This is a genomic window from Alcanivorax nanhaiticus, assembly GCF_000756665.1.
In the GTDB taxonomy this organism is placed as follows: domain Bacteria; phylum Pseudomonadota; class Gammaproteobacteria; order Pseudomonadales; family Alcanivoracaceae; genus Alcanivorax; species Alcanivorax nanhaiticus.
In genome coordinates this window covers 341571-366988 of the sequence record NZ_ARXV01000002.1, presented here as the reverse complement: position 1 = coordinate 366988, position 25418 = coordinate 341571, and the positions used below count along the sequence as shown (strand labels likewise).

At 58.8% G+C, this 25418-nt stretch carries 22 protein-coding genes; 3 read left to right on the top strand and 19 right to left on the bottom strand.

Features of this window, described 5'->3' with window-relative positions:
• Nucleotides 1-24: 24 nt before the first annotated feature.
• The 6 genes from rodA to Y5S_RS03830 are packed head-to-tail and all read right to left on the bottom strand — an operon-like array spanning nt 25 to nt 5900.
• Nucleotides 25-1170: a rod shape-determining protein RodA gene (gene rodA / locus Y5S_RS03855; protein WP_035230528.1), complete on the bottom strand. Its 1146-nt coding sequence runs from the start codon at nt 1168-1170 to the stop codon at nt 25-27.
• On the bottom strand, nt 1167-3086 hold the full coding sequence (gene mrdA / locus Y5S_RS03850; RefSeq protein WP_035230525.1) for a penicillin-binding protein 2: 1920 nt from the start codon (nt 3084-3086) through the stop codon (nt 1167-1169). The genes rodA and mrdA overlap by 4 nt, the downstream gene beginning before the upstream one ends.
• Nucleotides 3087-3114: 28 nt before the next feature.
• The gene (gene rlmH / locus Y5S_RS03845; RefSeq protein ID WP_035230523.1) at nt 3115-3585 is read right to left on the bottom strand and encodes a 23S rRNA (pseudouridine(1915)-N(3))-methyltransferase RlmH; all 471 of its coding nucleotides are present in this window, start codon (nt 3583-3585) and stop codon (nt 3115-3117) included.
• 3 nt (nt 3586-3588) lie between these two features.
• Nucleotides 3589-3951 carry a ribosome silencing factor gene (gene rsfS, locus Y5S_RS03840; RefSeq protein WP_035230521.1) on the bottom strand — a complete coding sequence of 121 codons (363 nt, stop codon included), beginning with the start codon at nt 3949-3951 and terminating at the stop codon, nt 3589-3591.
• Nucleotides 3948-4637 (bottom strand): nicotinate-nucleotide adenylyltransferase, encoded by a 690-nt coding sequence (gene nadD / locus Y5S_RS03835; RefSeq protein WP_052041374.1) that lies wholly within the window; start codon nt 4635-4637, stop codon nt 3948-3950. Before nadD ends, rsfS begins: the two co-directional genes overlap by 4 nt.
• 6 nt (nt 4638-4643) lie before the next feature.
• On the bottom strand, nt 4644-5900 hold the full coding sequence (locus Y5S_RS03830) for a glutamate-5-semialdehyde dehydrogenase (protein ID WP_035230519.1): 1257 nt from the start codon (nt 5898-5900) through the stop codon (nt 4644-4646).
• A gap of 322 nt (nt 5901-6222) precedes the next feature.
• Here Y5S_RS03830 and Y5S_RS03825 point away from each other — a divergent pair, with 322 nt between their 5' ends.
• The gene (locus Y5S_RS03825; RefSeq protein ID WP_035230517.1) at nt 6223-7512 is read left to right on the top strand and encodes an alpha/beta fold hydrolase; all 1290 of its coding nucleotides are present in this window, start codon (nt 6223-6225) and stop codon (nt 7510-7512) included.
• Nucleotides 7513-7648: 136 nt separating this feature from the next.
• Here the strand turns inward: Y5S_RS03825 and Y5S_RS03820 are convergent, their stop codons facing one another.
• The 4 genes from Y5S_RS03820 to leuS all read right to left on the bottom strand — a co-directional run bounded on the left by Y5S_RS03820 (nt 7649) and on the right by leuS (nt 12869).
• Nucleotides 7649-8503 carry a class I SAM-dependent methyltransferase gene (locus tag Y5S_RS03820; RefSeq protein ID WP_035230515.1) on the bottom strand — a complete coding sequence of 285 codons (855 nt, stop codon included), beginning with the start codon at nt 8501-8503 and terminating at the stop codon, nt 7649-7651.
• Between the two features lie 294 nt (nt 8504-8797).
• Complete coding sequence (holA, locus tag Y5S_RS03815; protein ID WP_035230514.1) at nt 8798-9799, bottom strand: DNA polymerase III subunit delta; 1002 nt, start codon at nt 9797-9799, stop codon at nt 8798-8800.
• A gap of 1 nt (nt 9800) precedes the next feature.
• Nucleotides 9801-10295: an LPS-assembly lipoprotein LptE gene (locus tag Y5S_RS03810; RefSeq protein WP_035230512.1), complete on the bottom strand. Its 495-nt coding sequence runs from the start codon at nt 10293-10295 to the stop codon at nt 9801-9803.
• A 57-nt stretch (nt 10296-10352) separates the two neighbouring features.
• A complete protein-coding gene (leuS, locus tag Y5S_RS03805) occupies nt 10353-12869 on the bottom strand; it encodes a leucine--tRNA ligase (RefSeq protein WP_035230509.1) in 2517 nt (838 codons plus the stop codon).
• A 175-nt stretch (nt 12870-13044) separates the two neighbouring features.
• Between leuS and Y5S_RS03800 the strand changes: the two genes are divergently transcribed.
• Nucleotides 13045-13659 (top strand): YdcF family protein, encoded by a 615-nt coding sequence (locus tag Y5S_RS03800; RefSeq protein WP_035230508.1) that lies wholly within the window; start codon nt 13045-13047, stop codon nt 13657-13659.
• A 142-nt stretch (nt 13660-13801) separates the two neighbouring features.
• On the opposite strand, the gene Y5S_RS03795 is transcribed toward Y5S_RS03800, so the two are convergent.
• From Y5S_RS03795 to lnt, 5 genes are all read right to left on the bottom strand, one after another.
• Nucleotides 13802-14227 (bottom strand): TIGR01244 family sulfur transferase, encoded by a 426-nt coding sequence (locus Y5S_RS03795; protein WP_035230507.1) that lies wholly within the window; start codon nt 14225-14227, stop codon nt 13802-13804.
• 23 nt (nt 14228-14250) lie between these two features.
• Nucleotides 14251-16011, bottom strand: coding sequence for a SulP family inorganic anion transporter (locus tag Y5S_RS03790; RefSeq protein ID WP_035230504.1), 1761 nt, complete (start codon nt 16009-16011; stop codon nt 14251-14253).
• Nucleotides 16011-17255 (bottom strand): NAD(P)/FAD-dependent oxidoreductase, encoded by a 1245-nt coding sequence (locus Y5S_RS03785; protein ID WP_231552618.1) that lies wholly within the window; start codon nt 17253-17255, stop codon nt 16011-16013. The genes Y5S_RS03790 and Y5S_RS03785 overlap by 1 nt, the downstream gene beginning before the upstream one ends.
• Nucleotides 17252-18118 carry an MBL fold metallo-hydrolase gene (locus Y5S_RS03780; protein ID WP_035230502.1) on the bottom strand — a complete coding sequence of 289 codons (867 nt, stop codon included), beginning with the start codon at nt 18116-18118 and terminating at the stop codon, nt 17252-17254. Before Y5S_RS03780 ends, Y5S_RS03785 begins: the two co-directional genes overlap by 4 nt.
• A gap of 95 nt (nt 18119-18213) precedes the next feature.
• Entirely contained in the window at nt 18214-19689 is a 1476-nt protein-coding gene (gene lnt / locus Y5S_RS03775) for an apolipoprotein N-acyltransferase (protein ID WP_035230500.1), read from the bottom strand.
• Between the two features lie 292 nt (nt 19690-19981).
• Here lnt and Y5S_RS03770 point away from each other — a divergent pair, with 292 nt between their 5' ends.
• Nucleotides 19982-21364 carry a B-box zinc finger protein gene (locus Y5S_RS03770; RefSeq protein WP_231552617.1) on the top strand — a complete coding sequence of 461 codons (1383 nt, stop codon included), beginning with the start codon at nt 19982-19984 and terminating at the stop codon, nt 21362-21364.
• 108 nt (nt 21365-21472) lie between these two features.
• Here Y5S_RS03770 and Y5S_RS03765 read toward each other — a convergent pair whose 3' ends face one another.
• From Y5S_RS03765 to Y5S_RS03750, 4 genes are read right to left on the bottom strand one after another with little or no spacing between them, the layout of a single operon-like run.
• Nucleotides 21473-22885 (bottom strand): rhomboid family intramembrane serine protease, encoded by a 1413-nt coding sequence (locus tag Y5S_RS03765; RefSeq protein WP_035230498.1) that lies wholly within the window; start codon nt 22883-22885, stop codon nt 21473-21475.
• Nucleotides 22854-23738, bottom strand: coding sequence for an HlyC/CorC family transporter (locus Y5S_RS03760; protein ID WP_035230496.1), 885 nt, complete (start codon nt 23736-23738; stop codon nt 22854-22856). Before Y5S_RS03760 ends, Y5S_RS03765 begins: the two co-directional genes overlap by 32 nt.
• Nucleotides 23738-24247: an rRNA maturation RNase YbeY gene (gene ybeY, locus Y5S_RS03755; protein WP_035230648.1), complete on the bottom strand. Its 510-nt coding sequence runs from the start codon at nt 24245-24247 to the stop codon at nt 23738-23740. The genes Y5S_RS03760 and ybeY overlap by 1 nt, the downstream gene beginning before the upstream one ends.
• Nucleotides 24219-25223: a PhoH family protein gene (locus tag Y5S_RS03750; RefSeq protein ID WP_035230494.1), complete on the bottom strand. Its 1005-nt coding sequence runs from the start codon at nt 25221-25223 to the stop codon at nt 24219-24221. Before Y5S_RS03750 ends, ybeY begins: the two co-directional genes overlap by 29 nt.
• Between the last annotated feature and the right edge of the window lie 195 nt (nt 25224-25418).

Here is a 25418-nt window from a genome sequence, read left to right as displayed (position 1 = left end):
TTGCGTGAAGCGTGCTGCAGTTGCTCAATAACTAATCAGGCGTCGATGGGTCTGAATCGACATTAACATTCCGAAGCTGGCCAGCAGTGTCACAATAGAGGTGCCGCCGTAGCTCACTAGTGGCAGCGGAACACCGACTACGGGTAACAGCCCGGTCACCATGCCCATGTTGACGAAAACGTAGATAAAGAACGTCATGATCAGGCTGGAGCCCAGTAGCCTTGAGAAGGTGTCCTGTGCTTGCCAGCTGATAAAAAATCCGCGCCCGACAATGACCAGATACATGATCAGCAGGATGCAGACACCAACAAGACCGAATTCTTCGCTGAGCACTGCCAGAATGAAATCGGTTGAGGACTCAGGCAAAAAATCGAGCCGTGACTGAGTGCCATCCAGCCAACCTTTGCCGTCGATGCCGCCAGAGCCGATCGCTGTCTTGGACTGGATAATGTTCCATCCAGTTCCCCGTGGATCGGCTTCCGGGTTCAAAAAAGTGTCTACCCGATTGCGCTGGTAGTCATGCATCACGAAGAAATACATCAGCGGTGCGGCGGTAACAACGACGATCACTGCCACGGCGATCAGCCGCCAGGACAGTCCAGCCATAAACAGGACGACCAGGCCGCTGGCTGCAATCAGAATGGCGGTACCCAGATCTGGCTGAAGGCCAATCAGCATGGCGGGCAGGCCCAGCAGGATCAACGCGCCTATCACGTCTAGCAGTTTGGGCGGTAGCGTGCGTTCGCTGAAGAACCAGGCCACCATGGCCGGCACGGCCAGCTTCATGACTTCAGACGGCTGAAAGCGGCCGAGACCGGGGATGGAAAGCCAGCGCTGCGCCCCTTTGGCCTCGGTGCCTGCCACCAGTACCAGCACCAGTAGTATCAGGCCAATGGTATAAATGACGGGTGCCCAGAAGCGGTAACTGCGGGGAGGGAACTGGGCCAGCACAAACATGGCGGCAAGGCCTGCGCCAAAGCGAATACATTGGCGAACGACCAGTTCCATGCTCTCGCCACCGGCACTGTAGAGCACTGTCAGGCCACCCAGCATCAGCATTAGCAGGCTGGCCAGTAGCGGGGCGTCCAGATGCAGACGCTCAGCCAGGCCGGGAGAGAGCGAGGCGCCACCCTGGCCTGGCATTTGCCGAAAAAATTCGCGCTGGCTCATGGGCTCTCCTCGCCGCTGGTTTCATCACTGTCGGGCGATGGGGGCGCTGCTGTTTCAGATTTCGCTGCAAAAACCGCCGGAACGTTCAGGTTGCCGTCCTTGTCCAGCAGCCAGGCATCCATGACTTCCCGTGCAACCGGGCCAGCGGTGGAGCCGCCATGGCGACCATTTTCTACCAGTACCGCTACTGCTATCGCCGGATTGTCGGCAGGGGCAAAGGAGACCATCAGGGCGTGGTCGAGCATTCGCTCGGCGATTTCGTCTTCGTTATAGGTTTCATCCTGGCCTACGGAGAAGACCTGGGCGGTGCCGGACTTGGCGGCGATTGGGTATTGGGCGTTGACTGCCATGACTCGTGCTGTGCCTTTGGGGCCGGTCACGTCCACCATGGCGTTGGTCATCTTTTCCCAGTTGCTTTCATCCTGAAGCACCAGATCGCTGCGCTCTATCGCCTGTTGTTCTCCCGCCAGCGTCGGGATGACTTGCTTGCCGTGATTGGCAGTAATGGCGGTGGCGGTGGCGAGTTGCAGAGGGGTTGCCAGGACAAAACCCTGTCCGATACTGGCGTTGATGGTGTCGCCGTGGAACCAGGGGCGGTTGCGGAAGGCCTTTTTCCATTGCTTGGATGGCATCAGGCCCTGAGATTCGTTGTCCAGATCAATGCCCGTGACTTGTCCGATGGAAAACTGGTTCATGTAGTCGTGCATCCTGTCGATGCCCAGCTTGAAACCCATGTCGTAAAAATAGGTATCACAGGATTGCACGACGGCCAGATGCAAATCGACGCGGCCATGGCCCCAGCGTTTCCAGTCGCGGTAACGGTGGGGGTCGTTTTCCAGCTGGTAGAAACCGGGATCACGAATGCTGCGTTGCCAGTTGGTGACGCCGGCATCCAGGCCAGCGAGCCCGAGCATGGGCTTGATGGTGGAGCCCGGCGGGTAGCGTCCCTGCAGGGCCCGGTTGAACAGGGGGTTATCGTGATCGTTACGGTAGGCGGAGTAATCCTTGTGTGAGATACCCGTCACGAACAGGTTGGGATTGAAACCCGGACGGCTGACAAACGCCAGTACACTGCCATCGCGGGGATCAATGGCGACTACCGCGCCGCGGCGGTCCCCCAGGGCATCATAGGCGGCCTGTTGCACCCGCATAGACAAGCGCAGGGTCAGGTCCTGGCCGGGAACCGGTGGTTGTTCTTCCAGTACGCGCAGGATGCGGCCACGGGCATTGGTTTCCACTTGTCGATAGCCCACTTCACCATGCAGGCGATCTTCGTAAAAGCGCTCGATGCCGGTGCGACCATAAAAGTGGGTGCCGGCATAATCCCGTTGCTGATCCAAGGTCATGTTATCCAGATCCTGGGCGTTGATCCGGTTCACGTACCCGATCACATGGGAAAACAGAATGTCATGGGGGTAGTGACGGACCGGGTCGGCGGAAATGCGCAGCCCTGGCAGGCGGTGCTGGTTGACCACCAGGCGGGCAATTTCCTCTTCGGTCAAGCGGCCGCGCAAGGGTACGGGTTCCCATGGGCGACGGGCGGAGCGGCGACGTTTGTCGAACCGCTCCCGGTCCCCTTCGTCCAGTTCTACCAGCTTGGCAACTTCGGTGAGCAGAGCGTCCAGATCCCGAGTCTGTTCGATGATCACTTCCAGTGAAAAGTCGGGCCGGTTTTCGGCGAGGATAACGCCATCGCGGTCAGTGATGAGCCCCCTTGGCGGAGACATCGCCTGGGTTTGCACCCGGTTGTTATCACTGAGGGTGGTGTAGCGGCTGTGCTCGATGACTTGCAGCCAGACCATGCGACTGATCAGAACGCCGGTGAGCAACAGCACCAGAAAGACGCCCACGACCAGTCGCACGCCAAAGATGCGCTGTTCATGGTGATGGTCTTTGAGGGTTAAAGGTCGACGCATGTTGGCGTTAGCGCACACTCAATAAAGGTCAGCGATGATAGGGGTGCCCGGTCAGCAGCGTCCAGCCACGATAGAGCTGCTCGGCCAACAATACCCGCACCAGTGGATGCGGCAGGGTCAGCTTGGAAAGGCTCCAGCGTTCATGGGCACTGGCAGACAGTTCGGCGCAAAGCCCATCGGGGCCACCGACCAGAATAACCAGATCTTGTCCCAGATCCTTCAGTTCACCCAGTTTACGGCTGAGTGACGGGGTGTCCAGTGCGCGGCCCAGTACTTCCAATGCCACCACCTTGGCACCGGGGTACTTTTCCAGTCGCTTGCGGATCGCCTCGGCTTCACTGCGAATCTGGCTGGCGGTATCGCCCTTGCTGCGTTTGGGCATGGGGATTTCTTCCAGTTCCAGGCGCATGTCTGGTGGCATGCGTTTCTGGTATTCGGAAAAACCTTCGGTGACCCACACAGGCATGCGGGTGCCCACTGCCAGCAGAAAGATGCGCATGGGTCAGGCGTCTTTATCCTGATTGCGGTCGGGGTGATGATCCGGGTTTTGCCACAGACGCTCCAGATCGTAGAATTCGCGGGTGGCGGGTAGCATCACATGCACAATCACATCACCCAGATCCACCAGAATCCATTCCCCCGAGTCCTCCCCCTCGCTACCAATCGGCGGTTGTTCAGCCTTCTTGGCGGCATCGATTACATTGTCTGCCAGGGCTTTCACATGACGGTTGGAGGTGCCGCTGGCGATCACCATATGATCGGCCATGCTGGTCATGTCGCGCACGTCCAGTTCAGTGATTTTCTGGGCTTTCAGTTCTTCCAGGGCGTTGATGACCAGGGACAGAAGCGGGGTGTCTGCGCTCATGGTGCCTCGTGATTGGTTGATGAATTCAGTGTTGCCACATTATACAGGTGCTGGCGGCGAATATGAGCGCTGACGGCGGGATCCAGTGCCGGACAGTCGCCTTTTTTTTCCAGCGCCTCGCGGATGGCGGTGGCAGAGACATCCAGAAAGGGACGTTTGAGCATTAATCGAAGCCCAAAAGGCTGCCGCATCAATTGCTCTGCATCACTCTCCGGGAAGGCTGCCTGAACCTGGTCCGGTGCCAGTGCACAGTCTGGTCTCGGCACGACGGCCAGATGGCAAAGGGTGGTGTAATCCTGCCATTGATGCCAGAGATGGAGAGAGTTGAAGCTGTCTGCCCCAATCATGAACACCAGGGGTCTGCCGGGGTTCTGCTGCCGAAAATGGCGCAGGGTATTGAGGCTATAGCTGGGGCCGTCCTGGCGTAATTCCCAGTCATCCACCACGAGTTCCGGGTAGCGCTTGCATGCCAGCCGCAGCATGGCCAGCCGCTGTTCGCCATCAGCCATGGGCTGGGGGCGATGGGGTGGCACTGCGTTGGGCAGCAGGTGCACCGGGGCGCCGTGCAGCACCTTCGACACAGCTCGTGCGGCACTGATATGCGCACGGTGCACCGGGTCAAAGGTACCGCCAAAGAGGACGAGGGGCGCCTGCGGGCTCAGCTTGCGAGGTCCAACCTCAAGCATCAGGCTTTACTGCCTAATGTGTCCATCACCCAGCACCACCCATTTCTGGCTGGTCAGGCCTTCCAGGCCTACCGGGCCGCGGGCATGGATCTTGTCGGTGGATATACCGATCTCAGCACCCAGGCCGTACTCAAACCCATCAGCGAAACGGGTGGAGGCGTTCACCATGACCGAGCTGGAGTCCACTTCGGTCAGGAACTGGCGGGCGCGAGTATAGTTCTCGGTGATAATGGCTTCGGTATGGCCAGAGCTGTAGCGATTGATGTGCTCAATCGCTTCGTCCATATCCTTGACGATCCTGACCGCCAGGATCGGAGCCAGATATTCTTCGCTCCAATCGGTTTCAGTGGCTTCGCTCATGCCTTCTATCAGGCTGCGAGCCTGCTCACAGCCGCGCAACTCTACCCCGGCGTCCTGATAGCGGGCGGCTAGCTGAGGGAGTACCTGTGCGGCAATGGCATTGCCCACCAGCAGCGTCTCGGTGGTGTTACAGGTGCCATAGCGCTGGGTCTTGGCGTTGTAGGCCACCTCAATGGCCTTGTTGATGTCGGCCTGATCATCAATATAGGTGTGGCAGTTGCCATCCAGGTGTTTGATCACGGGCACCCGGGCATCATTGCTGATGCGCTCAATCAGACCCTTGCCGCCCCGGGGCACGATCACATCCACATATTCGGGGTGGCTGATCAGCTCGCCCACGGCTGCGCGATCAGTGGTTTCCACTACCTGCACGGCGGTATCCGGCAGGCCAGCATCTCGCAGGCCAATGCGAATACACTCGGCAATGGCCTGATTGGCATTAATCGCTTCGGAGCCACCACGGAGAATCGCCGCATTGCCGGATTTCAGGCACAGGGCGGCGGCGTCGATGGTCACGTTGGGCCGGGATTCATAGATGATGCCAATGACGCCCAGCGGTACCCGCATTTTGCCCACCTGGATGCCGGAAGGACGATAGGCCAGGTCGGTGATGGTGCCTACCGGGTCTGCCAGGCTGATAATCTGCTCCAAGCCTTCCACCATGCCATCAAAGCGGGCAGGGGTCAGTTCCAGGCGGTCAAGCAGGGCGGCGTCCAGACCGTTATTGCGGCCGTTGTCCAGGTCCTGCTGGTTGGCTTGCAGAATTGCACTGCGATGGCTGCGCAGGGCGCTGGCGATTGCTGCCAGGGCCTTGTCCTTGTCTCCGGAGCTGGCGCGGGCCATGGCCCGGGATGCCTGGCGAGCTTGCTCGCCCAGGCGCTGCATGTATTGCTGGATATCCATAGCGTCACAAACTGAAAGAGGTAAAGAGCGGCATTATAGCGATAACTGGTGCTTTACGCTTGCACACAAATGGTGAAGAATTGAAATCCTTTGCTACACAAACGGTGCCAAGTTGTTGTTTTCTGGCACGATTGTGCCAGTTTGGCACAGAAAAATGGTAGCGCACAAGCGCGTGAACTTGGCGTGCAATCAGGACTGCCAGAGCCTTTGAGGGCCAGAGGCTGCCTGATATTACGGTAGTTATACCGGTGCCCCCCAGAGATCAGATAAAGAGATCAAGTGATGGGCACCAAACAACAAGAACAAGATACGGAGCCAGCCAATGGGAATCCATTACGAGGAATATACCCGCGCCTCCATCAAGGCAGAACCCTTGCAGATGTGGGTAGGGAAATGGCGAATCGATTACCTGGCGTTTGCGCATCCCGGCAATGCCCACAAGCCGCCTCTATTGGTCGTTGGTGGAGCCTTCCAGAATTTTACTTCCTACAAATACTGCGTCGAGCGTATCTACGAGGATTTCCCGGTCATCCTTGTCGATTTGCCTTCTCTCGGTAACAACACCCAGATCGCTCCCGATTTGAGTATGGAGGACCTGGCTGACCTGCTTTATGAGTTTTCCTGTCGCTCCGGCCTTTCCACGGTGCATCTGATGGGGTTGTCATTGGGGTCAGCCATTGCCAGTACTTTTGCCTACAAGTATCCCGATGCCACCGGCAAGCTGATTGTGGCTGGTATTGTCACCCGCCCGCGCAAGAGCTGGCGCATGCTGGTGGATGAGTCCAAGCGTGTGCTGGGTGAAGGACGCATGGATGAATTCAGCCAGGCTGTGGTGCTGTATCTGGTGAACTACAACCGCATCAAGGAAACCGGCATCACTCCGACCGCCAGAAAACTGTTCTATCGGCAAATGAAAAAGTTGTCCGAGAACGAGCAGGAGCGGTATGTGATTAACGGGAGCCGGTTGCTGTCCGTGGAAGGGCTGCTGGGCTATCCGGAATGCGACACTCTGGTGACCACGGGCGAGTTCGACAGCTTTACCCTGCCGTGGGAGAACGCTTCTTTTGCCGAGAAGTGTCCCAATGCCCAGTTTGTGCTGATCAAAGGCGCGGATCACCTGCCCCAGCTGGAAAAGCGTGAGGTGTCTCTGGATCTGTTCTCCACCTTCCTGCGTGGTGAATCCATCGAAAATGTCGAGGGCACCCGATACTTCCGCAAAGGAGAATCAAAAAATCTGGATCGCCGACGCGCCGAGCGCCTGATTCCATGCAACAGCCGTGGTTATGTCACCAGTGAATCTCGTATTGGTGATCAGTATCGTTTCAACAAGCCGGTGAAAGTGGTCGACATCAACTTCTTTGGTTGTCTGATCAAGCTGGATGATCCAGGCTTCTCGATGGCGGACCATGCCAGGGATTGCACCCTGTACCTGGAAAACCCGGAGCTGAAACTGGATTTGCTGGTGTTTGACTATGACGACCAAGGCTATCTGCGTTGCTTGTTCAAGCACGGCAATATTGCCTTGGCGGAGAAATTCACCGAATTGCTGAAAGACAACCAGTACTTTCTGAGCCCGAAAAATGACGGCAAAGTGCACCGGATCTATGGCTGATCCTAAAGGCAGTTAACAGCTAAAAGCTAAAAGAAAGATCCAGACCAAAAAGGCTGCGCCCGGGATTCGGGCGCGGCCTTTTTGGTTCCGACTAAGTGAAAAAACCGCTCGCGCGCTGTTCACTATTAACTGTTAACTATTCACTGCTCTTAACCGCTTCCATGATCCGCACCATAGGGTTGCCCCGGGTTTTGGGGATGGGGAGCTGGTCGTAATAGTTAGCCGGGTTGTGAATTTTCAGGTCGTCGAAACCCAGTGTTTTAAAGTGGCTGATGGCTTCGTCGTCGGCGTGAAAGTGGAAGCCGACCTGGCTGCGCGATACCGCACCGAGCATATTGCCGAGCACTTTCAGGGTGCGGTAGAAGGGCATGCCGCGATAGAGGGGATAGTTGTCGGTGAGGTAGGTGCCCTGAGGAAAGGCTTGCAGGGCGATGGCCAGTTTTTTCCAGAATTCTGAAATGACGTCCAGCGGGAAGTAATTCACCAGCCCTTCGGTAATCACCACCACGGGTTTGCTGTGGTCCAACTGGTCGAGCACATGTGCCAGGCTCAGTTCGCCGTCTTCGGCGAAAATATTGATAGGCATCACCCGGTGACGTTCACTGAGCACATCATGTTCCTGCAGCAACTGTTGCTTGCGATGCGCCATATCGGGAAGGTCGGTTTCCAGATAAGTCAGCTGCGGATACTGCTGGCAGAAACGATGTCCCCGTGGCGACAGGCCGCAGGCAATCTCTACGACTTGAGTCACGCCTGCTTCGATCAGCTGGTGCAGGCGGTGATCAATTAGGTGATGCCGCTGCAGCAGAAAGGTGCGGATGTTGCCGCCGACAATATGTCGCCCGACAAACTCGAAGGGTGCCAGCGCCCCATACAGGAAGGCTCCACCGCGAGTGTGGAAAAACGGGGCGGAGATGCCGTCACGGGTCCAGACATGGCCGGTGTACAGGGCAGTGAAACTGATGGAGGACGTATCGCGGGGTTCGCTCATTGTTGTTCTGCTGCTGTTGATCGTGGTCTGACAGGCTAGCAGAGATTGGCGATCCGGTGAGGGCTATTTGGGCCAAATGAGCAGAACTGGTGAGTCTCATTTCTTGGCTTGCAGGAAAATCAGTTCCGAGTTTCGAAAGGCAAACCTCAAACCTCGTCGTGCCTGGTTGTTGTTCTTTGATTTTCGAAACTCGCTTCTGGAATTCTTGCCTCGCCAAGGCTCGGATTGCCTGCAGGCAGGCTATTGCGGGTAGTAGCGAGTGTTTACCAAGGCATCATGGGTGCAGCGGCATAGCTACCTTTCCATGCTTCTCGGCAGCGGCTTGCCCGCGAGGCGCAGGGCCAGGTTGGTGATGTGTTGCCAGGGGTCGCCCTTGGACATGCCTTTGACACACTGATCGGCACGGATAGCGCTGGCCTGGGCGGCGCGGATTTGTTGCGGGTTGAGGCGTTGTGCCTGGGCCTGCATGGCGCGTGCGCGTTGTGGCGGCAGACGTGGTGGTGGGCCGCCGGCAATCATGCCGTCGAGCATGCGAATATCGCGGCTGAGCGCCCACAGCAGAACGGGGGGCTCAACCCCTTCTGCGCGCAGGGTTTGAATGATGTGCATGACCCGATGGGCATCGCCCTGGGCGGTGGCCTCAGTGAGATCGAACGGAGAGTAGCGGCTGGAATCGCCCACTGCCTGCTGTACATCTTCCGGGGAGACCTGACCGTTTTCCACCAGCAGGGACAGCTTGTCGACTTCCTGGGCGGCGGCCAGCAGGTTGCCTTCACTACGTTCGATGAGCAGCGCCATGGCATCGTCGCTGGCGTGCAGGCCACGGCTGGCTAGTCGGTCCTGTAACCAGTTGCGCAGGTTGTTGCCTTCCACCGGCCACACTTCAATGATGGCGCCGATCTCGTCCAGGGCCTTTACCCAGGCGCTGTTCCAGTCCTTGCGACGATCCAGCTTGGAGCAATTAATCAGCAGCAGGGTGTCGGGGGAGGGGGCTGCGAACAGTTCACGCAGGATCTCGCTGCCATTTTTATCGGGACGTTTGCCATTGAGCACCAGCTCGAGAATTCGGCGACCACCGAACAGGCTCATGCTCTGGGCTTCGTTGCGCAGGGCGTTCCAGTCGATCCCTGTGTCTGAGGAAAAACGGTGGCGCTCGTCGAAGCCCTGGTCACGGGCAGCCCGACGCAGGTCATCAAGCAATTCCTGTTGCTGCAGGGGTTCATCACCGGCGATCAGATAGGCCGGTTTCAGATCTGCTGACAAGTGCTTGCCGAGTTGCTCCGGGCGCAGACGCATGTCAGTAGGGCTCCCAGCGCTGCGAGGCGGTGGCGATCTGGTTGATCAGGCGAATGGTCATGTCCTCATAGAGGTCATCACGCACCAAGTCTTCCTCATCGGAGGAGGCGGTGGCGTTTTCCGGGTACCAGGGCAGGGTACGAATGGCGCGCAACCTGGCCGGGGTGGTGAGCAGGGCCCCGGTTTTGCGATCCTGGATATGCCAGTAGAGCGTGTAGCGGAGTTCAATTTCTGCCTGGCGGCCCTGGGCATCCACAGCAGAGGTTCGCCGCATCCAGTCTTCGTCATCCACGATCAGCAGGTAGGGCGACTCGCCGTGCGTGAGTACACCCTGTTTTTCCAGCTGGGCTTCAAGAGTGTAATGCAGCTTGGTGCTGGCACCCTTGATAGTGAGGGTTTCCAGATTCGGCTGGTTGGTGACGCCGCGTAGCTGCCAACCACAGGCGCTGATCAGCAGAGTCAGAAACAGGGCGGTGATACCGGCAGCAGCCTTCATGAACATCTCCGTGAACACTGGTGGCGGAGATCGGCTAGCGCCGATTTCCGCCCTAGGTTAGTTGGCAACGATGTTGACCAGTTTGCCTGGTACCACAATGACCTTGCGGATGGTCTTGCCTTCAGTGAATTTCTGCACGTTGGGCTCGTCCTTGGCAAGGGCTTCCACTGCATCCTTGTCCGCATTGGCGGGCACGGTCAGCTTGGCGCGCACTTTGCCGTTCACCTGTACCACCAGCTCGATGCTGTCTTTCACCAGGGCGCTTTCGTCTACGCTCGGCCAGCCGGCTGTGAGTACAGTGTCATCATGACCCAATGCTTGCCACAGGGCATGAGCCGCATGGGGGATGATTGGGGCAAGCAGCAGTACGGCGGCTTCCAGGGCTTCGTGTTTAACGGCGCCATCGGCTTCGCTCTTCCCTTCGAAGCGGCTGACTTCGTTGATCAGCTCCATCACCGCGGCGATGGCGGTGTTGAAGGTGTGGCGGCGACCGAAATCATCGCTGACTTTCTGGATGGTTTCGTGAGTCTTGCGGCGCAGGGCCTTGGCGTTGTCATCGACTGCATCCACGTTCAGCGCACCAGGCAGACCGCCTTCCACATGCTCGGCAACCTGACGCCACAGGCGCTTGATAAAGCGCGATGCGCCCTCTACACCGGAGTCGTTCCATTCCAGGGACTGCTCCGGGGGCGCGGCGAACATGATGAACAGGCGCACGGTATCGGCACCGTATTGCTCGATCATTTCCTGCGGGTCCACGGTGTTGCCCTTGGACTTGGACATCTTGGCACCGTCTTTCAGTACCATGCCCTGACACAGCAGTTGCTTGAACGGCTCGTCAGAACTCACCAGGCCGGTATCACGCAGCAGCTTGTGGAAGAAGCGGGAATAGAGCAGGTGCAGAATAGCGTGCTCGATACCGCCTACGTATTGGTCGACCGGCAGCCAGTAGTTGGCGGCGTCCGGGTCCAGCATGGCCTGATCGTTCTGCGGGCAGCAGTAACGGGCGTAGTACCAGCTGGACTCCATAAAGGTGTCGAAGGTGTCGGTTTCACGCAAAGCAGGCTGACCATTGAATGTGGTCTTGGCCCACTCCGGGTCGGCCTTGATGGGGCTGTTGACGCCATCCATTTCCACGTCGGTGGGCAGTACCACCGGCAGCTGGTCGGCAGGTGTCGGGTGCAGCTGGCCGTCTTCGGTTTCCACCATGGGAATGGGGGCGCCCCAGTAACGCTGACGGGAGACCCCCCAGTCGCGCAGGCGGTAGTTCACTTTTTTCTCGCCCAGGTTGCGCTCCTTCAGCCAGGCAGCGATGGCATCGAAGGCTTCGGCGGAGGTTAGCCCCGTGAACTGTCCAGAATTAACAAGAACGCCTTTGTCGTCGTACCAAACCTTCCATTCGGTTGGTTCAAACGCGTACTTTTTTGCAATGCGCTCCAGCTGTTCTTTGCCTTTCTCGGTTGCATCAGCCATCTCCTGACGCATATCTACATATTCAATAACCTGGGTGATGGGCAGGCCATACTTCTGCGCAAATTCAAAGTCGCGCTGGTCGTGAGCGGGCACCGCCATCACGGCACCTGTGCCATAACCCATCAGTACGAAATTGGCGATCCACACTGGCACCTGCTCACCGCTGATGGGGTGAGTAGCGTACAAGCCGGTGAAGATACCTTTCTTTTCCATGGTGGCCATATCGGCTTCAGCCACCTTGGTGTGCTGGCACTCGTCCACGAAGTCAGCCACTTCATGATTGGCAGCGGCCGCTTTTTGGGCCAACGGGTGTCCAGCTGCTACGGCTACGTAGCTTACGCCCATCAGGGTATCCGGGCGGGTGGTGTAGACGCGCAGGGGCGCTTCACCCTCGATGGCAAAGTCCAGTTCCACCCCTTCGGAGCGACCGATCCAGTTGCGTTGCATGGTCTTGACCTGCTCCGGCCAGCCATCCAGTTGATCCAGATCGTTGAGCAGCTCTTCGGCATAGTCCGTGATCTTGATAAACCACTGGGGGATGTTCTTTTGTTCCACCGGTGTGTCGCAGCGCCAGCAGCAGCCTTCGATCACCTGCTCATTGGCCAGCACGGTCATGTCATGGGGGCACCAGTTCACGGTGGACTGCTTGCGGTATACCAGGCCTTTCTCGTAGAGCTTGGTAAAGAACCACTGCTCCCAGCGATAGTATTCCGGGGTGCAGGTGGCCAGTTCACGGTCCCAGTCGTAGCCGAAGCCCAAGCGCTTGAGCTGGCCCTTCATGTAGTCGATATTTTCGAAGGTCCACTTGGCCGGAGCCACCTTGTTCTTGATGGCGGCGTTCTCGGCGGGCAGGCCGAAAGCATCCCAGCCCATGGGCTGCAGAACGTTTTTGCCCTGCATGCGCTGGTAGCGGCTGATCACATCGCCGATGCTGTAATTACGCACATGCCCCATGTGTAGGCGGCCAGACGGGTAGGGGAACATGCTCAGGCAATAGAACTTTTCCTTGCCGGCCTCTTCGGTGACCTTGAAGCTTTGGTTATCCTCCCAGTACTGCTGGGCTTGGGCTTCGATCTGATCGGGGCGATACTGTGCGTCCATCGGGTCTCTTTCTGATCACAAAAACAACTGGAAATGGGGTGCGGAACCTTTGAATGGCTCAGAGGCCAGATAGTCCAAGGGTTACCGGCAAAGGAGACATAGGATACATGAGCTCGGCACGGATTTCTCAATGCTCTGAGGGTATTTGTCGGACTGAAAGCCGGGGGATGCATTCATGGCGCTGACCTGGCTGGCATTGATGGTGCTGGTTGGGGCGACCTTGCCGGCCATTGTCAGGGGGTTGCTGCCACCGATGCCCAGGCGCATTTCAGGTGTGACCCCCCAGGCCGTGGTGGTACTGGGGGCTGGGCGGCGGCAGCGTAACGGGGAGTTTTCCCTGACAACTCGTGGCCTGCGGCGGCTTGAGTTGGCCGCTCGATTGGCCCATGAGCATGGCCTGCCGTTGGTGGTCAGCGGAGGCCTGAAGCTTCAGGGCCAAGGGGATGAAGCGCCCTCGGAAGCGGATTTGATGGTCGAGCAAGTCCGTCGCCGTTGGTCAAACCTGACGGTGCTCAAGGAAAGCGACAGCCGCAATACCTGGGAAAATGCAGTGAACACGGCGGTTCTGCTGGCGCAACATCATGTGGATGAAGTCATTCTGGTGAGTGACCGCTCGCACCTGCCCCGAGCTCTGCTGTGCTTTCAGAGTCAGGGCATTCTTGCCCAGGCCGCCTGGCAGAAACGCCTGCCTAAGCAGGCCTGGCGTCCGTCCGCTGGCGCGTTATCCCTGTTGCCGGAAATCTGGTACGAGTGGCTGGCGCTGGTGTGGTATCACCTGCGGTATCTTTAGTTACGAGTAGCGAGTACCGAGTTTCGAAAATCGATTGCGGTTTTGCCTTTCGAAACTCGCTTCTCGTAACTCGAAACTTTTTCCTCACCAAGGCTCGGATCGCCTTCAGGCAGGCTCCTACACCAGCGGCTCGGAGTGGCCCCTAGCCGCGACGCTGATCCAGCCGCCCCACAAGACCACTCAGATCGTAACCGGCGTCGGCTGCGGTGTTGAGGATGGTGTTGTTGTCCAGTTCATCTGCCTGACTCAGGGCCCACAGGGTGGTGCAGCGGGTGCCGGTGCGGCAGAAGGCGAGTACTGGAGTGTCGGCCAGAGACACGATGGCATCAAAACCGTCGATGTCGGTTTCACTGATATTGCTGCCGACCACCGGCTGATGTGCATATTCCAGTCCGGCGGCCTCGGCGGCAGCGGCCATCTCTGCGCTGCTGGGCTGATCCTCTGACTCCCCGTCCGGGCGGTTGTTGATCACCATTTTGAAGCCCGCTTTGGCCAGTTCGGCCATGTCCCCAGGTTGCAGTTGTGCGGCAACAAACAAATCGTCAGTCAATTTCTTGGTGGTTGTCATGAGGGCTCCTCGTCAGTGTGACATCAGCTTACCGGGCTATCTTTGCCTTGCAAGTCATGGCGCTTTTTTTCAAGGCATTCCGGGGCAAGGTCTTCAATGGCCTGAAAGTGAGTCAGATAAATATTACCGGTCAGGAGCTCAGGGATGTTCGCCCGCTTCAGCTGATCCATCACCGGCCCCTTGATCTCGGAAAAGTGCAGTGTGACACCGGCATCGCTGAGTCGCTGGTTAAGGCTCAGCAGACCGTCGACGGCGCTGGCATCCAGATGGTTGATGGCCGCCCCGTTGAGAATGACATGATCGATTTGCGGACGCTGCAGCGCGGCGTCGTAGATCTGGTCTTCCAGGCGACGGATATTGGCGAAATAGAGCGCCTCATCAATGCGCAGGCTGAGGATGGTCGGGGAAACTCGCACCTCATGTCGTTGCACATTACGGAAGTGCTCTGTGCCGGGAACCTGGCCGATCTCGGCCACATGGGGTTGGTTGGTGCGGTACAGGTACAGCGCCAGCGAACTGATCACCCCGGCCATGACACCGGCTTCCACGCCCACGCCCAGTACCCCGAGAATGGTGATGAGCATGGCGGTAAAATCCAGCCTGGAAAAATGCCAGGTGTGTTTGAGGGTGCCGAGATCCACCAGTGACAATACGGCCACCACGATGGTTGCCGCCAGGGTGGCCTTGGGCAGATACACAAACAAGCCGGTGAGGAACAGGGCGGTGAGGGCAATGCCCACGGCGGTGAAGACACCAGCCATAGGGGTCTGGGCACCGGCATCGAAGTTTACCACCGAGCGGGAGAAGCCACCTGTGACCGGGAAGCCACCGCTGAAGGCACTGGCCAGGTTGGCGCTGCCCAGACCCATCAGTTCCTGGTCCGGGTTGATACGCTGGCGACGTTTGGCAGCCAGGGTTTGAGCGACGGAAATGGATTCCACAAAACCAATCAGGCTGATCAGGATGGCTGGTACCAGTAGCGACTTCCACAGTCCTGGGTTCAGGCTGGGCATTACCAGTCCGGGCAGGCCGCTGGGGATATCACCGACAATGGCCAGACCACCCTCATCCAGGCGCAGAGTGGCGGTGAGCAGCGTCGTCACGAGTACTGCCAATACTGGTCCGGCCTTGCTGGTCAGGTCTGCCCAGAATGGAGTGAAACCGGTTTTCAGCAGCAGTGGTTTGAACGCCTTGCGTACCCAGAACAGAAAGAGTGTGGCGCCACCGCCAAGTGCTACGGTGGGCCAGTGAATCGCCCCCAGATTGCGGTACAGGGAAAGGGCCAGTTCATAGAGGTTGTGCCCGCTGATGGGGATGCCGAGTAGATGCTTGAGTTGGCTGGCGGCAATCAGCAGGCCGGAGGCGGTGATAAAGCCACTGACCACCGGATGCGAAAGCAGACTGGCAATCCAGCCCAGTCGTAACAACGCCATCACTACCAGGAACAGGCCGGACAGGGTGGCGAGCAGGATGGCCGCGGTCAGGTATTCGGTGGTGCCTGCGGCGGCAATCTCGCTGGCCGCGGCGGCGGTCATCAGCGAGGCGACAGCCACGGGGCCAACGGCCAGAGTGCGGCTGGTGCCAAACAGGGCGTAGGCCACCAGTGGCAGAATGCTCGCATACAGCCCCACCTCCGGCGGCAGACCGGCAAGCATGGCATAGGCCAGGCTCTGAGGGATCAGCATAATGGTGACGATAATGGCGGCGACGCCATCCTGGGCTGCGGTCTGCCGGTTATAGTCAGGCAGCCATTGGGACGCGCCCATCCACTGGGGCAGTTTCATCACAGCTTGTCCGGCTTGGCCAGCCACTCATGGCCTTTGAGCATCAGGCTGAAGTAGATGCGAGGCATGGCGTGGCGTTTCAACCACCACATGCTGCTTCTGGCCACGGCTGGGTTGAGCGGGAAGCTGGGCTGCAGTTTGCCTCCGTAGCCGAACTCGGCCAGTACCACCTTGCCTTTTTCCACGGTCAGTGGGCAGGCTCCGTAACCGGTATAACGGGCGCGCATGGGTTGTTTGCCCAGCCATGCGAGCAGGTTTTCGGCGACCACAGGCGCCTGTTTTCTTACTGCAGCGGCGGTTTTGGCGTTGCTGGCACCGCAGGCATCGCCCAGGCTGAACACGTTGGCATAATGGGGGTGCTGCAAAGTCGCTTCATCTACAGCGACCCAGCCTGCAGCGTTGGCCAGTTCGCTGTTGCGCACAAAGGCTGGCGCGCGTTGTGGTGGCACCACATGCAGCATGTCAAAAGCTTCGCTGCGTTCATGGCTGCTGCCATCTGCGGCGGTATCGCGGAAGGTGGCGGTTTGCGCCGGACCATCCACTGCGATCAGCTCGCTACTGAAAGCCAGGTGGGCGTGATAGCGTTTGACGTATTCCATTAGCGGCGGCACAAAATCGGCTACCCCGAACAGCGCGCCACCGGTGTTGTGGAAGTGAACATCGATGTGGTTCAGGCAGCCTTGTTTTTCCCAATGATGGCAGGACAGATACATGGCTTTCTGTGGCGCGCCGGCGCATTTGATGGGCATGGCGGGCTGGGTGAACAGCGCGCGGCCTGTTTTCAGTTTCTGTACGCATTCCCAGGTGTAAGCGGCGAGATCGTAGCGGTAGTTACTGGTCACGCCGTGCTTGCCCAAGGTGTCCTCCAGTCCGGCGATCGCTGCCCAGTGCAACTCAAGCCCGGGGGCAACGACCAACGTGCGGTAGCTGAGCAGTTCACCGTTTTCCAGGGCCACCTGACTTTGCTGGGGCAGTAGCCGGGTTACCCGGCTGCGGATCCACTTGGCTGCGTGCGGAATCAGGGAGGCAGTGGAGCGGCAGGTGTCTTCCGGGTTGAAGCAGCCGCCGCCCACCAACGTCCAGGCAGGCTGGTAATAATGCCGATCACTGGGCTCGACGATGGCCAGGGACAGGGTGGGTTTACGCTTCAGCAGGCTGGCGGCAGCGGCCAGACCAGCGGCACCGCCCCCCACTATGATTACATCCCAGAGCACTTCTTCCATTGGCATGTCTTGGCCCTTCATAGCGCATTCAGCGGGATTTTCAGGTAGCTGACGCCGTTGTCTTCCTCGGGCGGAAGATGGCCGGCGCGCATGTTTACCTGCACCGAGGGCAGAATCAGGCGTGGCATATCCAGGGTGGCATCCCGTGTCTCGCGCATGCTGACAAACTCATCTTCGCTGATGCCCTGGTGCACATGGATGTTGTGCCGGCGTTGATCACCCACGGTGGTTTCCCAGATAAAGTCCTGACGGCTATCCGGTAGATAGTCATGGCACAGGAACATGCGGGTCTCATCGGGAAGGGCCAGCAGCTTCTGGATGGATTGATACAGGGTGCGGGCGTCGCCGCCGGGGAAATCGCAACGCGCAGTGCCGTAGTCCGGCATGAACAGGGTGTCACCGACGAACACGGCATCGCCGATCACATGGCTCATGCAGGCCGGGGTATGGCCGGGGGTGTGGATGGCACGGGCTTGCAGATTGCCGACCTGATAGGTCTCGCCGTCTTTGAACAGGTGATCAAACTGGCCGCCGTCGCGGGCGAATTCACTGCCTTCGTTGAATACCTTGCCGAAGGTTTCCTGCACCGTGGTGATGTGCTCGCCAATGGCCAGCTTGCCGCCCACCTGTTGCTGGATCCAGGGTGCGGCGGACAGGTGATCCGCATGCACATGGGTTTCCAGCAGCCAGTCTACGGTGAGGTTTTCCTGCTGGATGTAGGCAACGATCTGCTCGGCGCTGGTGAGCCGGGTACGCCCGGAGTTGGGGGCGTAGTCCAGCACGGAATCCACTACGGCGCAGTGCCGGGTGGCCGGGTCGGTGACCACATAGCTCACCGTATTGGTGTCGTGATCAAAGAACGCTTTGACGTCGGGGCGTGACATGGTGCTCTCCCAAAAGGATTCGACAATGTCACTGTTATAGGGGCCTAATGGCCCAAAGTCAAATTAGCTATAAGTATATACTTAATTGGAATAAGCTATGGTTGTCTCATCCTGAACCGCCACCCTGCTGCCATCATCAGCGCTGCCAACAGTAGCCACGGCCAGACGCCGGTGGTCATGAAAGGGGTCGTTCCCTGTCTGGGTTGGTAGCTGCTGAGCAGAACATCCCGTTCAAACTGGGGCAGGGCATCGACCACCTTGCCTCTGTCATCAATGACCGCAGTGACGCCATTGTTGGTGCCGCGCAGCAACCAGCGACCGGTTTCCAGGGCTCGCATGCGGGCCATCTGAAAGTGCTGCAATGGCCCGGCGGAGGTGCCGAACCAGGCATCGTTACTGATGGTGATCAGGGCATCTGAGCCGTGGCTGCGGGTGGCAACCTGTTCGGGGTAGAGAATCTCGTAGCAGATGAAGGGGGCGATGGTGTGGCCGAGGGTTTGCAGGTTTCCCTGGGCCGGGTCGCCGGGGGTAAAGCCGGACATGGGCAGATCAAAGAACGGGATCAGTCCACGGATCAGGGACTGCATTGGCACATATTCACCAAAGGGCACCAGCTTTTGTTTGTGGTACACCCGTTCGTGGCCATCTTCTGCCTGTAGGGGGATGGCGGCGATGCTGTTGCGGTAGGTGATGCCGCCGTTGTCCAGGGTGCGCCAGGGAACACCGGTGATAAAGGCACCGCCGCGCTGCTGCAAGGTTTCGCCTTCGCTTTCTACGAAGTCGGTGATGGTCTGGTAGAACTCGGTGAGTGCGGATTCCGGCCAGATCACCAGATAACCGTCGGGAATGGTGGCGGTGAGTTCGTGGTAGATCTCGCGGGTGCGCTCGCGCATGGAGATCTGCCATTTCAGGTCCTGGGGGATGTTGCCCTGGACCAGTGCCACTGGCTGGGGTTCGCCGCTGGAGTGGGTGAAGGTGAGGGTGTGGGCGATGCCGGTCATGACCAGAATCAGTACCGACAAGGCCCCGGCCAGCCAGCGCTGTGGACCGGGCTGACGTAGCTGAACGAGGCTGCTGGCCAGCAGTACGGCGCTCAACGTGAGCAGCCAGACACCGCCAAGGGGAGCCAGCGGCGCGAAGGGGGTGTCGATCAGGCTGTAGCCGGCATAGAGCCAGGGAAACCCGGTCAGGAACCAGCCGCGTATCCAGTCCAGCAGCAGCCAGCTACCGGCAAACACCAATGCCGAGCGTCCCAGTCGCCAGCTGCAATAAAACGTCAGGCCGTAGAACAGCGCGAGCACAGCGGCAAAGACGGCGGTGAAGGGAATGGCCATCCACAGGGACATTTCCCCATATTCGTGCATGGAAACATGCACCCAGCTGACGCCAAAACCGAACATGCCCATGCCATAAAGCCAGCCTCGCAACAGCGCCTGACGGGCTGATTCTGATTGCTGCAGGCAAAAGCATGCCATGGCGATACTGACAAACATCAGCGGCCAGAGGTCATAGGGGGCAAAGGCAAGGGGAAAGAGCAGGCCGGCGATCAGGGCCAGCAGTGCGTAGCGCATGGATATCCTCGTTTCATAGCCGCTTGGCGGTCAACGGTAGAGTCTGTGCAATGGTTTGAATAAAGTAGAGCAATAACGATTAGTCGTAGGGGGAGGAGTTGAAAGTTTAACGTTCAAAGTTGAAATGCGGATGGCGTCATCATTACCGGGATGCCGTGCCCGTGCTTACCAATAAGGGCACGGGCTCGGCGGCTGAGAATCCCGGCACCCCTGGCGCGCTTTTCAATTTTGAACGTTACACTTTCAACTACCCCAACCCCGAAACGGCAACGACTGCTTTGGGGGCATCATAGTGAATCGCTATTGCAAGTACCATCCAGGTGCAGAGGCACTCTGGTTTTGCGCCCATGATGGGGTGTTTTTGTGTCATCAGTGTGTGGATGGCCAGAACGATAATTTCAATGAAGCCCGTTGCCTGGTGTGCAATCAGGCGCTGGCGCCTTCCAGCCAGGAGCAGGCGCTGCCGTTGTGGCAGCAGCTGGACCGCTTTCTGCGTTACCCGCTGCAACTGACACTGTTGCCGGTGCTGTTGATCTGGGCGGTGGTGGCGGCGGTGATTCCGCCGCTACCGGCGCTTTTTGCGCTCACTGTGCTGGGTGGCATCCCTGCCTTCGGTTTTGCCCAGGCGATCATGGCCAGCAAGGCTCAGGTTCGACGCCGCCATCAGCGTGAACGCCAGCCTTCCTGGCAGGACCTGTCTTCCGGCCATGGCTGGAAAGGTGCTCTGCTACAGGCTGCCCCTGCAGTGGTGCTGTTACTGGCGGCCATCGCCCTGATGATTTGGGTGTCGGTGCCTGCCGGGTTGCTGCTGGGTACGATCACGATGTTGCTGGTACCGGCCCTGTGGCTGGCCATTCAGGTGCGCGGCGCTGATCCGGGATCGTTTGCGGCGGCGCTGACCTATATGGTTTCTGCTCCCCGAGATTATCTGGTGGCGGCTTTACTGGGCGTGCTGGGCTGGTTGTCCGGTGTGGCTGTAGTGATGGTCGTCATGGATGTGTTGCCGGCACCGCTGACCCAAGCGGTGGGTGGTGCACTTGCCGCATACGGCTGGTTGGTGCTGGCGGCGGCCTGTGCAGCCCTGCTGGAACAGCATGGTCGCCTGTGGGGGCTGAATCCGGGAGCGCCCCGGGTCACTCAGTCGCTGGCAGAGCGCCGCCAGCGGGTGTTGTTGTGTGCCGGTCGTTTCGACAAGGTGCTGCTGGGGGCTGCCAAGGCAGTGAAGGGCAAGAAACCGGCATTGGGCGACTGGAGGCAGTATGACCAGTTACTGGCGATCCTGGGCAAGGAAGAGGAACGCGCATTACAGGTTGAGCCTTATCTGGATGCGTTGGTGGCGGCCGGTGATTGGCAGGGTGCGTTGCACCTGATCAACGAACAACGTCAGCGTGAGGCCGACTGGCTGCCCTCCGGTCCTGCTACTCGTCTGGCGCTGGCTCAGGGATTGTATGATCCGGCTCCCAAAATGGTGGTGGCCTTGCTCAAGGACATGCACCAGCGCCATCCGGATTTCACCGGGCTGGGCGAAGCCTACCTGCTATTGGCAAAAACACTGGCGGAAAAATTTGCCCTGTCCGGCAAGGCTGAGCAGTACCTGCGTTTTGTCGATCACCATTGCCGGGATGCGAAGTTGCGCATGCAGGTGAGTGAGCTGCGGCAGGCGTGGGCGGAGTAGCGATAGGCGGACTACGAGTTTCGAGCTACGAGTTGCGAGTTGCGAAAGGCGGAACCCTTCCGATCTGAAGCGGAGCCTCTCGCTGTTCGTCACTCGTCGAGCTTACAGTCACACCTTCAGGGCATCGGCCCGGTGTTTTAACCCTTCACTTAGCAGCGCTTCACGGAGCACTGTCAGTGCATTCTGGCGGTTGTCGGGTTTGTCGGAAATTTCGGCAAACCGGGCGGCCAGCTTTTCTGCCTGCTGGTATTCCCCTGCCTGGGTCAGAGTGATAACGAGTTGCCAGGCGCACTTTTCCGGCAGGGTCTCCTTGCTGGCAGGGGGATACTGTTTCCAGTGCTGTGCGATCTGGGTGGCCTGGCCGATATCGTCTGCTGGGCGGGCGAACAGGGTGGTGGCGGTGTCGTGCCAGGCTTCCTGCACGGGCTGCTGCATCTGTTGGGCGATGAACAGACCGGTAAGGGCGTCGAACTGTTGCGGGTCGCTGTTCAGGACTTCTCGAAAGTGGCGCTCAGCAGTGTTGCCATCCAGCCTCCCCAGAGCATCCCAGCCGTTGGCCATGGTTTGCTGTTGTTCCGGTGGCAGCAGGGCGGTGTCTGTTTCGCTCACCAGAATCTGATCACCACGCGGTTGCAGCACGAGGGCCAACAGGGCTCCGCCAACCGCGGCCAGCAGACCCGCTGACAGGTTGGCGGTCATGGGGGGGTGGCCGAGGGTCAGTGCGATGAGTAATGCCAGTGGAATAAACGCCAGGCTCCAGGCGGGCAAGTTCAGTGACATGGGCTCCTGCTTGCCTCTGGGCAGGGTAATGGCGATGGCCTTGCGGGACAGTGCCGCAGCGGCGGCCAGTATGGCCATCAACGCCGGAGCTGCGCCATGCAGCGGGATCTGGCCCGGTCCTGTGACGAGCAGATAACCGGCACCACTAAGCACACTACCGGCCAGCCAGATTACCGCCAGTCGTCCCGGCCCGAGTTGTCGTTCCAGTGGTTGTGCCACCAGCGCAAGGCATGCCAGCGCGAGCAGGGTCAGCCACAGGGTTCCGCCAGTGAAGGGCGCGGTGAAAAAGCGTGATGGGCGTGGATCGGCGGCGGCCAGGCCCCAGCGATAGAGGGGCGATTGTTCCAGCTGTTGTGGAGCCTGCTCACGCAGGGTTTTCCACTGCTGGATCTGGCTGGAGGACCAGAAATCAGTGGCGCGAGCGTCGCTGTCCGTGACGAACTGTTCTGACAGCAACGCGTTGCCCCACGGGTGGGGGTTGCCTTCCCGGAGTTGCTGTTCGAGGGCTTTGGCTTGTTCAGCCTGACCGTTGAAGCGTAACCAGGAGAGGTAGTTGTCCCATTCCAGTTTGCGCAGGCCGCTGGTTTCATACCAGACCAGGGCCGCCTGTGGGCCTTGACCGGAGTTGAGAAACTGGCTGGTCAGCAGCAGGGCACCCAGCAACATGAGTGCCCAGGGAAGCGCCTTCCAGTTGATGCCTTGTGTCGGCTCAGGTGCTGGCCTGTTCTGTGGTGGGTTCATTATTGTTTTCCCCCGGTGGTGTGACGCGCAGCAATCGTATGGTTCTGCCGTCGGCGCTGAGTACGGTGAAGCGGTAACCGTCCAGATCCACGCTTTCATCGCGCCCCGGTAGTCGACCAAACTTCTGCATCACCAATCCCCCGATGGTGTCGAACTCTTCGTCACTGAATTCGCAATCAAAGTGCTCGTTGAAGTCGTCGATGGGCGTCAGTGCCTTGACGGTGTATTCGTTGTCGTCCAGATCCTTGATCAGGTAATCGTCTTCTTCGATATCGTGCTCATCTTCGATTTCGCCGACGATCTGTTCCAGCACATCCTCAATGGTCACCAGGCCGGCGATGCCGCCGTATTCGTTGACGACGATGGCCATGTGGTTGCGGCTGATGCGAAATTCACGCAGCAGCGAGTCGAGACGCTTGGACTCAGGCACTACCATAGCCGAACGGATGTGATCCTTGATGGCAAAACGTTCCATACGGGCCGGATCAAGGATCAGCGGTAGCAGATCCTTGGCCAGCAGGATGCCGATGACTTCGTCCGGGTCCTCACCGAGCACCGGAAAGCGCGAATGGGCGCAATCGATGATGGTGGGCAGGAAGTCGCGTGGATCGGAGCTGGAGCGGATGCTGACCATTTGCGAGCGGGGAATCATGATTTCCCGCACCTGCATGTCGGCCACACAGATGGCCCCTTCAATGATGCCGAGGGTGTCCCCGTCAATAACGTCGCTGTCGCGCATGGAGCGGATCAATTCCAGCAGCTCAGACCGGTCGCCCGGTGTGGATGAGAAAAACTGGCCGACACGCTCCAACCAACTTCGGCTGGTACCGTTATCCGAATAATCGTCTGACATCAGGGGGACTGCTCCATCGTGTTATCGGGTGCCTCAGTGTAGGGGTCATCAAACCCTTGTTCTGCCAAGGCGCGAATTTCCAGTGTTTCCATGGCGACGGCATCGTCGTCATCAATATGATCATAGCCCAGCAGGTGCAGCACGCCATGGGTGACCATGTGTGCCCAGTGTGCCTGCAGGGTTTTGTGCTGTTCAATGGCTTCCTGGCGCACCACGCTGTCGCAGATGATGATGTCGCCCAACAGTGGCTCCATGGCATCAGCAGGGAGCCCTTCCGGCATCTCAAAGGGGAAGGACAGCACGTTGGTGGGTTTGTCCTTGCTGCGATAATCCCGGTTCAGTTCGCGGATTTCGTCTTCATTGACAATGCGCAGGGTAATGTCCCCTTCCGCGCCACCCGCCGCCTGCGCAGCATGGCGCGCCCAACTCACCAACTGGCTATCGTCAGGGATGTCCGGGCTCTCGGTGGCGCGCTGGATGTCAACGGTCGGTATCGGTATCCCGTTCATGACGGTCATAGGCCTCTACAATGCGTTGAACCAGGGGGTGGCGAACCACATCTTTACTGTCGAAGGTGGTGACGCCAATGCCTTTGACGCCGTCCAGGACTTCCAGAGTATTCACCAGACCTGAGCGTTGATGACGGGGCAGATCCACCTGGGTTACGTCACCGGTGATCACAGCCCGGGTGCCGAATCCGATCCGGGTCAGGAACATTTTCATCTGTTCCGGAGTGGTGTTCTGGGCTTCATCCAGAATCACAAAACTGTTGTTCAGGGTTCGCCCACGCATATAGGCCAGCGGCGCAACCTCAATGACCATTCTGTCCATCAGTTTGGCGACCTTTTCGAAACCGAGCATTTCATACAAGGCATCGTAGAGCGGACGCAGATAAGGGTCGATCTTCTCGGCCAGATCCCCCGGCAGGAAACCCAGTTTTTCCCCGGCTTCGACCGCCGGGCGAACCAGCAGAATGCGTTGTATTTCTGCCTTTTCCAGAGCATCTACCGCACAGGCCACCGCCAACCAGGTCTTGCCGGTACCGGCCGGGCCCACACCAAAGTTGATGTCGTATTTCTGTACATTCTTGACGTACTCGCGCTGGTGCGCGCCGCGGGGCTTGATCTTGACCCGGCGGGTGCGAATGACGACGTCGTCCGAAGGGAAAGGCACGGTATTGTCGGCAACGTTCCCGGTGGCCATTTCGGCAACGCTGGACTGTTGCAGATGCAGGTGGACCATTTCCGGAGTCAGCTCTGTGCCGTCCCGTGTCTGGTCGTACAGTTCGGACAAGATTGTGGCAGCGGCCTCCACCAGATCCGGCTCGCCAGACAGGTGGAACTGGTTGCCACGATTATGGATATCCACATGCAGGCGCGTAGCAATCTGCTTGATGTGTTCATCAAGATGACCACACAAACTGGCCAGGCGACGGGAATCGTTGGGTTCGAGGCGGATGTGCTGTGAAGCGAGTGGTGTGTCCAAGATGGAAAAGGTGGCCCTGCGGGCTGTTGCAAAGGGTTTCAGAATACTCCGAAGGCGGGCTTCGGGGAAGTGAATTTGCTGTGTCTGCGCGCGGTGCGGCTAACGTTTCCCGCACAAGGGCAGTATTCGGGAGGAGGAGCGACTCCCTGACGCGATTAACAGATGGCTACGATTCATTGCGTTTTGCTACATCCA